Here is a 13,292-nt window from a genome sequence, read left to right on the forward strand (position 1 = left end):
CTCCCACGGTGCGGCTATCCTTCCTCGATGGGCACCTCCTCAGCCGCCGAGCGGACCCTGATCGCGGCCAACCGCCAGGCCCGCCACGACTACGCCGTGCTCAAGACCTACGAGGCCGGCATCGTGCTGGCCGGCACCGAGGTCAAGTCGCTGCGCGCGGGTCGCGTCTCGCTCGTCGACGCCTTCGCGCAGGAACGCGACGGGGAGATCATGCTGTACGGCCTGCACATCGCCGAGTACGGCTACGGCAGCTGGACCAACCACGCGCCCCGGCGGACCCGCAAGCTGCTGCTGCGCCGGGTGGAGATCGCCCGGATCCTCGACCGGACCCGCGAGGGCGGAATCACCCTGGTGCCGCTGTCGATGTACTTCTCCGGCGGCTGGGCGAAGGTAGAGCTGGCACTGGCGAAAGGGCGCCGGTCGTACGACAAGCGACAGGTGCTCGCCGAACGCGACGCCAACCGGGAGATTGCCCGCGAGCTGGGCCGCCGGCTCAAGGGCCGCCCAGGTCGGCGCTGAGCCGGAAGCCGTGGCTCGCCCTCGGACCGGGTCGAGCCCGCGCGGGACGACCCGGAGACCGGCGGGCACCCGCGACAGTCTCCCAGCGGTCGCTCAGTCGGCGAGCAGCTGGGTGTGCGCCGCGCGCAACCGGGTGAGCGCTGGATCGCTACCCGGCGGAAAGCGCCGATCCAGCTCGGCCCAGACCTCGGCGAGCGCCATGGTCACCGCCCGCAGCTCGGCGGCGTGCCGGCGCCCGCTCTGCTGCCGCTGCAGCGTCGAGGCGTCGGGACCAGCCGGCGGTGACCTCGGCCAGGCGGGCGGCGTCGGCGCGGGCCTCGGCGACCGTTCGGGCGGCCGCCGCCGGCACGATCGCGGCGACCGGCCGAGGGTCACCGTCACGGGTCACCACCGTGACCGAGTCGGTCAGCTCGGCCATGGCGACGAGTTGGCTGAGTCGGGTGCGCGCCTCGCGGAGGGGCAGCGAGCGCGCCGGGGCGTTTCGCGGAGTGAGGGCGGGGACAGCCATGAATACATCGTCGGTGCCGGGTACGACACTTTCCGCGACCGTCAGCGCGACGAATGGTCCCGGCGGGACGGGAACTGGGCACCGGGACGGGCCAGCGTCGACCGGGCGCGCAGCCCCACCGGATCGGGTGCGCTGACGTCCGGTGTCGCGGCGGCCGTGGCCGGCTGCGGCCGTTGCCGGGCGTCCAGGTAGGCCAGCGCGGCGCGATCCTCGTCGGTGGGCGCGGCGAGCAACGCGTACACCAGACCGACCACGCCGAAGATGACCAGCAGCACGATCGGGATCAGCAGCGTACCGACACCCGCCCCGGTGACCTCACCTCGTTCCTCGTGCAGGTGCACCGACAGGGCGCTCATCCCGGTGAAGTGCATGCCGTTGACCGCCACCCCCATCACCAGCGCCGAGGCGAAGATCGCCACTCCCTTGCGTACGGTCACCGCGAGCCAGAGGGCGACGGACGCGGCGATCACGGCGATCAGCACCGACAGGCCCACCCGGAGGTCGTCGTAGACCAGCCGACCGTCCAACCGCATCGCCGCCATGCCCGTGTAGTGCATCGCCGCCACCCCGGCGCCGGTGAACAGGCCGCCACCGAGGATCCGTGCCGCCGAGAGCCGACCGGTGCCGACGATCGCCAGCCCGAGGCCGACGGCCGCCACCGCGATCAGCGCGCTGGCAACCGTGATCGGCACGTCGTAGCGGATCCGCGTCCCGGTCACCGCGAAGCCCAGCATCGCCATGAAGTGCATCGTCCAGATCGCCGTGCCGCCGAGCGCCCAGGCGGCCAGGGTTCCCCACCAGAGTTTCTGGCCCGTACCGGTGGCGGTCCGGATGCGGCCGGCACAGACCAGGCCGAGGATGGAACCGAGCACCGACAGCGCGTAGCTCAACGCCGGTGTGATCCAGCCGTACTCAAAGTGATTGATGTCCGCCACGTGGGCTCCCCCCAGAGCTGCTACCGGCGCGTAGTGCACGCGCCGATGACATCATCGGGGACGCTCTCACCAGGCACAACAGGACCCCTGGTCAATTCGGGGGGGGGGTGCCGCGACGGTGACGCAGCGACGCGTCGGTTCCGACGCATCGACCGGCCGCCGTCGCGGTCGGCTCAGGCCGGTGAGTGGTACGCCAGCACACCCCGGTTGACGTCCTTTATCGCCTGGCGAGCGGTGGCGCGAAGCTCCGTCGAGGCACCACCGGAGTCGGCGAGCTGGCCGAGCAGGTCCACCACCTGGCGGGCCCAGCGGACGAAGTCGCCGGCGGGCATCTCACCGTCGAGTTCGTGCCCGCTGGCGAGCACCTTGGCCAGTGCCTCGCCTCGTGCCCAGCGGTACACCGGCCAGGCGAAACCGAGATCCGGCTCACGGGTGACGGCCAGCCCGCGTGACGCCTCGTCGGCCTCGATCTCGCTCCAGAGCTTCAGTGTCGCGTCGACCGCCTCGGCCACCGCGCCACGGGGCAGCGAGGCCCGTTCGTCGACGTCGCGGCGGGCCTCGAAGACCACCACCGACACCGCGGCAGCGAGTTCGGCCGGTGACAGCCCGTCCCAGAGGCCACGCCGCAGGCACTCCGCCACGAGCAGGTCCGCCTCCGTCCAGATCCGGCCGAGCATCCGGCCGGCGTCGGTGACGGTGCCGTCGGCGGCGAGATAGCCGCGCCCGGTGAGCAGCGCGACGATCCGGTCGAAGGTACGCGCCAACGAGCCAGTCCGGCCGGCGACCCGCTGGCGCAGTTCGTCGGTGTCGCGTTCCAGCCGGCGGCGGCGCTCGGCCCAGCGGGCGTGTTCCTCCCGCTCCGGGCAGGCGTGGCAGGGGTGCCGACGCAGCTCGGTGCGAAACTGGCTGAGCTGGTGGTCCTCGCCGGACTGCCGGCCGCGGGCCCCCCGGCGGGAGTGCCGGTCCAGCCCGGTGCCACTGACCTGGGCAGCCAGGTCCCGCCGGGCGGCCGGATTGCGGTGGTTGAAGTGCTTGGGCACCCGGATGCGGGCCAGCACCTCGGCCGGGGTGGTGAAGTCGCCGGGGCTGATCCGGCCGGCCCAGCGGTCCTGGGTGAGCACCAGCGGGCGCGGCTCGCTGAAGCCTCCGGCCGCCGGATCGAGCACCACGGCCAGGCCGGCCCGCCGCCCGGACGGCACCCGGATCACATCACCGACCCGCAGCCGCTCCAGGGCCGCCACCGCCGCCGCCCGGCGCTGGCTCTGCCCCTGCCGGGCGATGGCCCGCTCCCGGTCGGCGATGGCGACCCGCAGGGCGAAGTACTCGTCGAAGTCGCCGTGGTGGCACTCCGCCTCGACGCCGTACGCCTCGATGGTCTCGGTGTTGCGCTGCACCTGCCGGGCCAGGCCGACCACCGACCGGTCCGCCTGGAACTGCGCGAACGACGACTCCAGCAGCGCCCGCGCCGACTCCGCACCGACGCTGCCGACCAGGTTCACCGCCATGTTGTACGACGGTCGGAAGCTGGACCGCAGCGGATACGTCCGGGTGGAGGCCAGACCCGCCACGTGCCGGGGGTCGGTCTCCGGGGACCACACCACCACGGCGTGCCCCTCCACGTCGATGCCCCGACGCCCGGCCCGCCCGGTGAGCTGGGTGTACTCCCCCGGGGTCAGGTCGACGTGCGCCTCACCGTTGTACTTGACCAGGCGTTCCAGCACCACGCAGCGGGCCGGCATGTTGATGCCCAGGGCGAGGGTCTCGGTGGCGAAGACCGCCTTGACCAGCCCCCGGACGAACAACTCCTCCACGACCTCCTTGAACGCCGGCAGCATCCCGGCGTGGTGCGCGGCGAGCCCGCGCTCCAGCCCGTCGAGCCACTCCCAGTAGCCGAGCACCGACAGGTCCTCGCCGGGGATAGCGGTGACCCGGGACTCCACCACCCGGCGAATCTCCGCCCGCTCCTCGGGCGAGGTGAGCCGCAGCCCGGCGGCGAGGCACTGCTGCACCGCGGCGTCGCAGCCGGCCCGGCTGAAGATGAACAGGATCGCCGGCAGCAGTCCCTCGCGGTCCAGCCGGTCGACGATGTCGGGGCGCAGCGGCCCGCGCCAGCGGGGGCCGCGCCGGCCGGCACCGAAGCCGGCGGACTGTCCCTCGCCGAGATCCAGCCGGCGTACCGTGTCGCGCGTGTAGCGCAGCAGCTCCGGGTGCACGTCGTGCTTGCGGGCGGCGGCGGCGTCGTGGAACAGGTCGAACATCCGCTTGCCGACGAGCATGTGCTGCCACAACGGCACCGGCCGGTGCTCGCTGACCACCACGGTGGTCTCGCCCCGGACGGTGATCAACCAGTCGGCGAACTCCTCGGCGTTGGAGACCGTCGCCGACAGCGACACCAGGGTCACCGAGGCGGGCAGGTGGATGATGACCTCCTCCCACACCCCGCCGCGGAACCGGTCGGCCAGGTAGTGCACCTCGTCCATCACCACGTACGCCAGGCCCTCGAGGGTGGCCGAGCCGGCGTACAGCATGTTGCGCAGCACCTCGGTGGTCATCACCACCACCGGGGCGTCGCCGTTGATGGCGTTGTCGCCGGTGAGCAGCCCCACCTGCGCGGCGCCGTACCGGTCGACCAGGTCGTGGTACTTCTGGTTCGACAGCGCCTTGATCGGCGTGGTGTAGAAACACTTGCGCCGGGCCCCGTCGGCCGGTTCCGGCCGCCCGGGCGCACCCCGCAACGCCAGGTGTACGGCGAACTCGCCGACCACCGTCTTGCCGGCACCGGTCGGCGCGCAGACCAGGACGCCGCTGCCCCGCTCCAGGGCCTGGCAGGACTCCCGCTGGAAGTCGTCGAGATCGAACCCCAGGTCGGAGGTGAACTCTTCAAGCGCCGGGAACTGTGTGGCCTGGGCGGCCCGGCGGCGCGCCGCGGCGTACCGCTCGGCGGGGCTCGACATGCCCCAAGATTAGTGCCTGCCCACGACGGGCACCGGGCAAGGCCGAGCGCCGGGGCGGTCCGAGTGGGTCGGTAGGGTGCACCACGTGCCGGATCATGCCGAACCGACCAGCCCCGTACCCGACATCGACGATCGGGGCCCCTCCCGTCGGCGGGTGCGGGCGGTGCTGTTCGACTTCCACGGCACCCTCGCGCAGGTGGAGGAGGCCAGCCAGTGGGTGCTGGCCGCCGCGTCGGCGTGCGGCGTGGACCTGGACCGGGCCCGCGCGACCGCCCTGGCCGACCGGCTGCTCACCGCCGGCCGCGCCGGTGGGCCGCTGCCCGCCCGGGTACCGCCCCACCTGGCCGAGCTCTGGGCCGACCGGGATCTCTACGAGCACGCCCACCGGGGTGCCTACACCGGGCTGGCCGACACCGTCGACGCCGGTATCGAGGGCTTCGCCGAGGCGCTGTACGAACGGCTGCTGGTGCCGCAGGGCTGGGTGCCCTACCCCGACACCGTGCCGACGCTGGCCGCCCTGCGGGCCGCCGACGTCCGGGTGGCCGTGGTCAGCAACATCGGCTTCGACATCCGGCCGCTCTTCGACGCCTGGGGGCTGGCGGAGCTGGTCGACGCCCACGTGCTGTCGTACGAGGTGGGCCGCTGCAAGCCCGACCCGGCGATCTTCTGGCGAGCCTGCGGCATGCTCGGCGTCGACCCCGAGGAGGCGCTCATGGTCGGCGACTCCCCCGCCGACGCCGGTGCCGTCGCCGCCGGCTGCGCGGCGCTGATCCTCCCCGCCGCCGACCCCGGCCGCCCCAACGCCCTCGGCTCCGTCCTCGACCTCCTCCCCACCCCCTGACTTCCGCGATCTTGCAGTTGTGGTCGCCGGTATGTCGCCTTCGGGGGGTTATTTCCCGACCGAAAGTGCAAGATCGCGTGTGGTGAGGGTGGTCAGTGGAGGAGGTGCAGGGCGGCGGGGACGGCGGTGATGGTGAGTGGGAGGGGGAGGGAGCGTTCGCCGTCGGCGTAGGTGGTGATGCCGTCCGCGGCCAGGGTGACGGTGCGGGCGCGGTAGGTCTGCACCAAAGGATGGGCGACGTGGGTGCCGGCGTAGATGCGCGGCTTGACCCGGATCAGGGTACGTCGGTCGAACCGACCGCCGACCACGACGTCGAGCAGGCCGTCGGTCGGGTCCGCGTCGGGGCAGATCCGCATCCCGCCGCCGTAGCTGGCGCCGTTGCCGACCGCCACCAGGACCGCATCGACCTCGATCCGCTCGCCGTCGAGGGTGAGGGTGTACCGGCGTGGCCGTAGCTGGGCCAGCTCCACCAGGATGGCCAGGTCGTAGCGGCGTGGACCGCGCGGCCAGCGCATCCGGTTGGCCCGCTCGTTGACGATCGCGTCGAAGCCGGCCGCCAGCACCGCGCCGTACCAACGGGCCGTGCCGTCGGCCCCGGTCATCCGGGCCAGGTCGACCGGCCGGCTGCGTCCCTCGCGCAGGGCCGTCGCGATGACGTCGACGGCCGCCCGGGGATCGGCCGGGAAGCCGGTCTCCACCGCGAAGTCGTTGCCGGTGCCCGCCGGCACCGGCCGAACGGCACCGAGGTGCCGGCGACAGCGCATCGCCCGGTGCACCGTGCCGTCGCCACCCACCGCGACCAGGGCGCCGACCCCTGGGCCACGGCGGCCCGACAGACCGCCTCGGCCTCGACCGCGCTGCCGGCCCGCAGCAGCCGCACCGGCCGGTCGGCGGCCGCGAGCCCGTCCAGCAGGCCCGGCAGCAGTCCTCGGTGCCGGCCACGGCCGGCGGACGGATTGGCCAGCACGGCGACCGGTCCGCCGGGCACCCAAGGGCGATCGTCTGCGGTCACGGCGAGCACCGTACCCGCCCGGACCGGCGCGGGCGCGGCTGTGCCGACCCGGCGACGGCCCGTGCCGGCAGGCGAAACCGGACAGTCCCGCCGCTACGCCGCAACTGTCATTTGTCACGACCGGTCGTGCGGCACGCATTCATCTCCATGACTGAAAACACTAGGAACGCCATAGGCCGAACGGACAGACTCGAATCCATCGACAGGACGACAGCCGACAGGCGGACGGGAGGCGACACAGTGGACGAGCGCTACGACAGCTACTGCGCCGCCGACCCGCTGTTCTACGACTCCCTCGGCAGCGCCGTCGCGCAGCCGACCTTCCCCGCGGCGACCCGGCCGTTGCCGGCCGGCTGGCGCCGGGAGTCGCTCGACGACTGGCTCATCCACGCCCCCGACGGTGAACGCCTGCCGCAGCAGGGCTGGAAGGTGCACGTGTCGGCGACGGTCGCCAACGCCGACCGGGTGCTGGACACCGTCTGGGACTACTGCGTACCCCGGGGCCTGTCGTTCAAGTTCCTGCGCGGCCCCCGCACCCTGCTGCTGCGCAACTCCAAGTACGCCGCCCGCGCCGCCAGCGGCAAGTTCGTCACCGTCTACCCTCGCGACGACGCCGAACTCGAACTGGTCTGCAAGGAACTCGACGAGCTGCTCACCGGCGAGGCCGGCCCGTACATCCTCAGCGACCTGCGGTACGCCGCCGGGCCGGTGTACGTCCGCTACGGCGGCTTCGCCGCCCGGTACTGCCACTCCCCCGACGGCCAGGTGGTCCCGGCGGTCGAGGACGAGACCGGCACCCTGGTGCCGGACCGCCGCGATCCGGTCTTCCACGTACCGTCCTGGGTGGCGCTGCCCGACTTCCTCGCGCCGCACCTGGCCGCCCGCAACGCGACGAGCACCGACGAGGTTCCCTACCAGATCGAGAAGGTCATCCACTTCTCCAACGGTGGCGGCCTGTACGTCGGACGCGACCGGCGCACCGACACCCAGCTGGTGTTCAAGGAGGCCCGGCCGCACGCCGGCCTGGACGCCGACGGCACCGACGCCGTCACCCGGCTCGCCCGGGAGGCCGCCGTCCTGCGCCAGCTCGCCGACCTGCCGCAGGTGCCGCGGGTGCACGACGAGTTCGCCCTCGGCGACCACCGGTTCCTCGCCCTGGAGTTCATCGAGGGCCGCCCGCTGAACAAGGTGTTGGTCGACCGCTACCCGCTGATCGACGCCGACGCCACCGACGACGACCGCGCGGCGTACGCGCGCTGGGCGCTGGACGTCCACCGTCAGGTCGACGAGGTCGTCCGGGCGATCCACGCGCGCGGCCTGGTCTACGGCGACCTGCACCTGTTCAACATCATGCTGCGGCCGGACGACCGGGTCGCGCTGGTCGACTTCGAGGTGGCCGCACCGATCGACGGGCACCGCCGGCCGGGCCTGCGCAACCAGGGCTTCGCCGCGCCCCGGGGACGCACCGGCGTGGCCGTCGACCACTACGCCCTGGCCTGCCTTCGGTTGGCCCTGTTCCTGCCGCTGACCCAGCTGGTCCGCCTCGACCCGGCGAAGGCCGCGCACCTGGCCGACATCATCGCCGAGACCTTCCCGGTGCCGAGAGACTTCCTCGACGCGGCGGTGGCGGAGATCACCGCACCGGACGCCGAGTCCGGGGACCGCGTCCCGCCCACCGCCGCCAGGCCGTCCGTGGACCGGGACCGGCTCGCCCGCGCCATCCTCACCAGCGCCACGCCCGCCCGCGCCGACCGGCTGTTCCCCGGCGACATCGAACAGTTCCGCAGCGGCGGGCTCAACCTCGCACACGGGGCGGCGGGCGTGCTGTACGCGTTGCACCGCAGCGGCGCCGGCCGGTGGCCGGAGCACGAGCAGTGGCTGGTCCGTCAAACCACCTCGCCTCCGTCGGGCACCCGGTGCGGCTTCTACGACGGCCTGCACGGCGTCGCGTACGCCCTGGAGGTGCTCGGTCGCCGGCAGGACGCGCTCGACGTGCTCGACATCTGCCTCCGCGAGTCGACGACCGGGCTGGACCACAGCCTGGCCGGCGGGCTGGCCGGCATCGCCCTGAACCTGGCCGAGCTGGGCGGGCGTACCGGCGAACCGGCGCTGCGGGAGGCGGCCTGGCAGGTCACCGGAGAGTTGGTGGAGCGACTCGCCGACGACCCTGGCGGCGAGGTCAGCGGCGGGCGACACCCGTACGCCGGGCTGCTGCGCGGCCGGACCGGAGCGGCGCTGCTGCTGGTGCGCCTGTACGAGCTGACCGGCGATTCGGACCTGCTCGACCACGCCGCCACCGCGCTGCGGCAGGACCTGCGCCGCTGCGTGGTCCGACCCGACGGCGCGCTGGAGGTCAACGAGGGCTGGCGCACCATGCCCTACCTGGGGCAGGGCAGCGTGGGCATCGGGCTCGTCCTCGACCAGTACCTGCGTCACCGCGACGACGAGCAGTTCGCCGAGGCGAGCGCCGGGGTGCGTCGCGCCGCCCGGTCGCCGTTCTACGCGCAGTCCGGCCTCTTCGCCGGGCGGGCCGGCATCATCGCCTACCTCGCCGCTCACCGCGACGACCCGCAGCTGCGACAGGAGATGGAGAGCCAGGTCCGGCGGCTGGGCTGGCACGCCCTGCCGTACCGGGACGGCACCGCCTTCCCCGGCGAGCAGTTGCTGCGGCTTTCGATGGACCTGGCCACCGGCACCGCGGGCGTCCTGCTGGCGCTGGCCACCGCCCGACGTGACGCCCCGACGCCCCTGCCCTTCCTCGCGCCCCTCACCGGCGCACCGGACTCCCCCGCGACAGCGGGGGCGACCCTGACCCCGACGACCGATGGGAGGTGACACGACATGGCGCTCCTCGACCTTCAGGGAATGGAGGCGGCTCCGGCCGACCGGACCGGCGGTGGTAGCCGGGCGAGCCTGCTGCTCTGCGGCGACAGCTCGCTGTCCGTGACGACCTGCAACTGATCGGACCGCACCACGCGAGGCCCTGGACGGTTACCTGACCGTCCAGGGCCACGCCGTACGACCGGGAGGACCGATGCGAACGCTGGCCGGCGCGGACCGCCTGCTGTTCCGGGTGGTCCGAGACGGTGGCGGCTGGACCGTCACGCTGGTGGTGGTGGCGCTGGCCGGTGCCGCTGCCGAGCTGGCCCTGCCCGCGGTGCTGGGGCTGGCCGTGGACGCCGCCGTCGGCGGTGACGCCGCCCCCCGGTGGCCGGTGGTCGCCTGTGTCCTCGTCGTCGTCCTGCTGGTCACCGATGTCCTCGGTGACCTGACTGGCGGGCATGGCGCCGCCCGCCACGGCCCGGCTCCGCCGGAGGCTGCTGCGGCACCTGTTCGCGCTGGACGTCCGGGCCGTGCGCCGCTTCCCGGTCGGTGACCTGGTCGGCCGGTTGGCCGGACAGGCCGCCGACACCGGGCAGGCCGGCAACGCCGTGGCACTTGGCGGGATCGCGGCCCTGCCGCCGCTGGGCAGCGTCGTGGCGCTGTTCCTGCTGGAGCCCGTGCTCGGGTTCACTCTCCTGGCCGGGCTGGCCGTGCTGACCGTCCTCATGGCCACGTTCGTCACCGACGCCTCGGCGGTTGTCACCGCGTACCAGCGGGTGCTCGGGGCGATCGCCGGCCGGCTGCAGGAGGCGCTCGGTGGTGCCCGCACCATCGCCGCGGCCGGCACCACCGACCTCGAGTGCGACCGTGCTGGCGGCGACTGCCCGAGCTGCGCGGCCACGGCCGGCTCGGCTGGCGGTTGCTGGCCTGGCCAACGCCCGCGTCGCGGCCGTGGCACCGCTGCTTCAGGTCGCCGTCGTCGCCGTCGGTGGGTACGCGCTGAGCGTCGGCTGGCTGACCGCCGGCCAACTGGTCGCCGCCGTGCAGTACGCCGCGCTCGGCGCGGGCTGGGCGCGGTGCTGGCCACCCTCAACCGGCTGGTCCGCAGCCGGGCCGCGGCCCGCCGGATCGCCGAGCCGCTGTCCTGTCCGGTGCGCGCCGGTGGCGACGAGCCGTTGCCGCCCGGCGGCGGTCACCTGCGGTTGCGCGGGTCGGTGTCCGCGCCGACGACCGGGCGGTCCTGGACGCCATCGACCTGACGTGCCCGCCGGTTGCACGGTCGCCGTGGTCGGGCGGTCCGGGGCCGGCAAGTCCGCCCTCGCCGCCGTGGCCGGGCGGTTGTACGACCCGGACACCGGCGAGGTGCTGTTGGACGGGTGCCACTGGCCCACCTCGACCGGGCCGCGCTGCGTCGGGCGGTCGGTCACGCCTTCGACCGTCCGGTGCTGGTCGGTGAGACGGTGCACGACGCGATCGGCCTCGGGCTGCCGGAACGGTCGGCCCGGCCGCCCTCGACCGGTGCGCCGGCCACCGCCGCCGTGCTGGCGGCGGCGCGGTCCGCGCAGATCGACGGGGTCGTGGCCCGGCTGCCCGACGATTCCGTACCCGGACCGTGGACGCACCGCTGTCCGGAGGTGAGACCCAGCGCCTCGGGCTGGCTCGCGCGTTCCACGCCGAGCGGCTGCTCATCCTCGACGACGCCACGTCCAGCCTGGACACCGCCACCGAGCATCGGATCACCCGCGCCTTGACCGGCCGGGACGGAGGGCGTACCCGCCTGGTGGTCACCCACCGGGTGGCGACGGCCGCCACGGCCGACCTGGTCGCCTGGCTCGACGCCGGCCGGCTACGCGCCCTGGCACCGCATCGGCGACTCTGGACGGACCCGGACTACCGGGCGGTGTTCGCGGACGACGGTGTCCCCCGATGAACGGTCCGGGCGTTGGTCGGACGACGTGGCGGGCGTTGCGGGCCCGTCGCCGGGACGTCGGCCGGCTCGCCGCCTGGTCGGCGGTCGAGTCCCCGCCGGCGCTGCTCGCCGGGCTGCTCGTCGCCCGCGCCGTCGACCAGGGTTTCCTGGCCGGCCGATTCACCACCGGCCTGGCCTGGTCGGCGGACTCGCGGTGGCCGTCCTGCTCGGCGCGGCGGCGACCGGGCGCGTCTACCGGAGCCTGGGTGACGTGGTGGAGCCGTTCCGCGACGAGTTGGCCCGTCTGGTGGTCCACGGCGCGTTGCACGACGCCACCCGGGCCGGCGCTCACCCGGACAGCGCCCCGGTGGCCCGGCTGACCCACCACGTGGAGATCGTCCGGGACACCTTCGGCGGCCTGGTCATGGTGGTACGCGGCTTCCTGTTCACCGCCGGAGCGGCGCTGCTCGGCCTGCTGGCCCTGGATGCCACGGTCGCGGCGCTGGTGGCGGCCCCGCTGCTCGCGGGGCTTGTCGTGTTCACCGCCGCGCTCCCGTCGATGCTGGCACACCAGCGGACCCAGGTGCGGGCCGGCGAGGCGCTCGGCCGGTCGGCGGCGACCGCGCTGACCGGTCACCGCGACGTGCTCGCCTGCGGCGCCGAGGAACGCACGGTGGCCGAGGTCGACCGCAGGGTCGGCGACCATGCCGACGCCGAGCGGACGCTGGCCCGATGTCCGCGCTGCGCAGCCTCAGCCTCGGCCTGGGCGGCTGGCTGCCGGTGGTGGTCCTGCTGCTCGCCGCGCCGTGGCTGGTGCGACGCGGGCTGAGCACCGGCGCGGTGCTCGGCGCGCTGGTCTACGTCACCACCAGCCTGCAACCCGCGCTGCACGCCCTGGTGCAGGGGCTCGGTGGTGGAGGGCTGCGCTACGCCGTCACCCTGGAACGGATCCTGCGCACCTGCCCGCCCCCAGCGCGGCGCGACCGGGCGGCCACCCCCGGTGCGGACCCGCAGGGCGACACCCCGGCGGTCCGGTTGTCCAACCTGACCTTCCGGTACGGGCCCGGTGCCCGGCCGATTCTGGCCGACTTCTCGATGACCCTGCCCGAGGGGGAACACCTGGCGGTGGTGGGACCCAGCGGCACCGGCAAGTCCACCCTGGCCGGGCTGGTCGCCGGGCTGATCGAGCCGGAGCGCGGCACGGTCCACCTCGCCGGTCGGCCGGTGGCCGCCCTCGGTCGAACCGACCTGGCCGCGCTACGGGTGCTCGTGCCGCAAGAGGCGTACGTGTTCACCGGTTCCCTCGCCGACAACCTCCGCTACCTGAGTCCGGACGCCGACGACACGGCCGTCGAGACCGCGCTGGCCCGGCTCGGTGCCGACGCTCTCGCGCGGCGGCTGGGCGGCCTCGCCGCCACGGTCGACCCGACCACGCTCTCCGCCGGTGAGCGACAACTGGTCGCCGCCGTACGCGCCTATCTGGCCCCCGCCCCGCTTGTCATCCTGGACGAGGCAACCTGTCACCTGGACCCGACCCTGGAGGCCACCGTCGAGTCGGCCTTCGCCCGGCGTCCGGGCACCCTGGTCGTCATCGCCCACCGGATCAGTTCCGCCGTCCGTGCCCGACGGGTGCTGGTGTTCGACGAGGACGGACCGCTGGACGGCAGCCATCAGGAACTGCTGGTCCGCTCGCCCGGCTACCGCGATCTGGTCGGGCACTGGGACGGTGTCTCGGCGGCCGGCGGCGCCGACCGGGTCGCCGCTCCCCGCGGCTGACCTTCGACGCGGGGA

14 protein-coding genes are annotated in these 13,292 nt (G+C 74.0%); 10 read left to right on the forward strand and 4 right to left on the reverse strand.

Annotated elements, in window-relative coordinates; genetic code table 11:
- Window positions 1–27: 27 nt before the first annotated feature.
- Window positions 28–519: an SsrA-binding protein SmpB gene (gene smpB, locus ENC19_RS10200; RefSeq protein ID WP_164446946.1), complete on the forward strand. Its 492-nt coding sequence runs from the start codon at window positions 28–30 to the stop codon at window positions 517–519.
- A gap of 148 nt (window positions 520–667) precedes the next feature.
- Here smpB and ENC19_RS10205 read toward each other — a convergent pair whose 3' ends face one another.
- The 3 genes from ENC19_RS10205 to ENC19_RS10215 all read right to left on the reverse strand — a co-directional run bounded on the left by ENC19_RS10205 (window position 668) and on the right by ENC19_RS10215 (window position 4,916).
- On the reverse strand, window positions 668–1,027 hold the full coding sequence (locus ENC19_RS10205; protein WP_235944644.1) for a type II toxin-antitoxin system Phd/YefM family antitoxin: 360 nt from the start codon (window positions 1,025–1,027) through the stop codon (window positions 668–670).
- Window positions 1,028–1,068: 41 nt separating this feature from the next.
- Window positions 1,069–1,962, reverse strand: coding sequence for an MHYT domain-containing protein (locus ENC19_RS10210; RefSeq protein WP_164446947.1), 894 nt, complete (start codon window positions 1,960–1,962; stop codon window positions 1,069–1,071).
- 173 nt (window positions 1,963–2,135) lie between these two features.
- Window positions 2,136–4,916 carry a DEAD/DEAH box helicase gene (locus ENC19_RS10215; RefSeq protein WP_164446948.1) on the reverse strand — a complete coding sequence of 927 codons (2,781 nt, stop codon included), beginning with the start codon at window positions 4,914–4,916 and terminating at the stop codon, window positions 2,136–2,138.
- Between the two features lie 85 nt (window positions 4,917–5,001).
- On the opposite strand from ENC19_RS10215, the gene ENC19_RS10220 reads away from it, so the two are divergent.
- Entirely contained in the window at window positions 5,002–5,757 is a 756-nt protein-coding gene (locus tag ENC19_RS10220) for an HAD family hydrolase (protein ID WP_328824205.1), read from the forward strand.
- 92 nt (window positions 5,758–5,849) lie between these two features.
- Here the strand turns inward: ENC19_RS10220 and ENC19_RS10225 are convergent, their stop codons facing one another.
- On the reverse strand, window positions 5,850–6,551 hold the full coding sequence (locus tag ENC19_RS10225; protein WP_408058068.1) for a diacylglycerol kinase family protein: 702 nt from the start codon (window positions 6,549–6,551) through the stop codon (window positions 5,850–5,852).
- Between the two features lie 458 nt (window positions 6,552–7,009).
- Here ENC19_RS10225 and lanKC point away from each other — a divergent pair, with 458 nt between their 5' ends.
- The 8 genes from lanKC to ENC19_RS30075 all read left to right on the forward strand — a co-directional run bounded on the left by lanKC (window position 7,010) and on the right by ENC19_RS30075 (window position 13,277).
- Entirely contained in the window at window positions 7,010–9,604 is a 2,595-nt protein-coding gene (gene lanKC / locus ENC19_RS10230; protein ID WP_164446949.1) for a class III lanthionine synthetase LanKC, read from the forward strand.
- Window positions 9,605–9,610: 6 nt separating this feature from the next.
- Window positions 9,611–9,730: a SapB/AmfS family lanthipeptide gene (locus ENC19_RS10235; RefSeq protein ID WP_164446950.1), complete on the forward strand. Its 120-nt coding sequence runs from the start codon at window positions 9,611–9,613 to the stop codon at window positions 9,728–9,730.
- A gap of 73 nt (window positions 9,731–9,803) precedes the next feature.
- Entirely contained in the window at window positions 9,804–10,145 is a 342-nt protein-coding gene (locus ENC19_RS30050; RefSeq protein ID WP_235944645.1) for a hypothetical protein, read from the forward strand.
- Window positions 10,051–10,851 (forward strand): ABC transporter transmembrane domain-containing protein, encoded by an 801-nt coding sequence (locus tag ENC19_RS30055; protein WP_235944646.1) that lies wholly within the window; start codon window positions 10,051–10,053, stop codon window positions 10,849–10,851. Before ENC19_RS30050 ends, ENC19_RS30055 begins: the two co-directional genes overlap by 95 nt.
- Window positions 10,852–10,876: 25 nt before the next feature.
- A complete protein-coding gene (locus tag ENC19_RS30060; RefSeq protein WP_328824236.1) occupies window positions 10,877–11,230 on the forward strand; it encodes a hypothetical protein in 354 nt (117 codons plus the stop codon).
- Window positions 11,205–11,522, forward strand: coding sequence for a P-loop NTPase family protein (locus ENC19_RS31350; RefSeq protein ID WP_328824207.1), 318 nt, complete (start codon window positions 11,205–11,207; stop codon window positions 11,520–11,522). Before ENC19_RS30060 ends, ENC19_RS31350 begins: the two co-directional genes overlap by 26 nt.
- Window positions 11,523–11,715: 193 nt before the next feature.
- Window positions 11,716–12,330 (forward strand): hypothetical protein, encoded by a 615-nt coding sequence (locus tag ENC19_RS30070; protein ID WP_235944647.1) that lies wholly within the window; start codon window positions 11,716–11,718, stop codon window positions 12,328–12,330.
- Window positions 12,234–13,277, forward strand: a complete 1,044-nt coding sequence (locus ENC19_RS30075; protein WP_235944648.1) for an ATP-binding cassette domain-containing protein — start codon at window positions 12,234–12,236, stop codon at window positions 13,275–13,277. Before ENC19_RS30070 ends, ENC19_RS30075 begins: the two co-directional genes overlap by 97 nt.
- Window positions 13,278–13,292: the final 15 nt, after the last annotated feature.

The organism is Verrucosispora sioxanthis (genome assembly GCF_010560025.1).
Lineage (GTDB): Bacteria > Actinomycetota > Actinomycetes > Mycobacteriales > Micromonosporaceae > Micromonospora > Micromonospora palythoicola.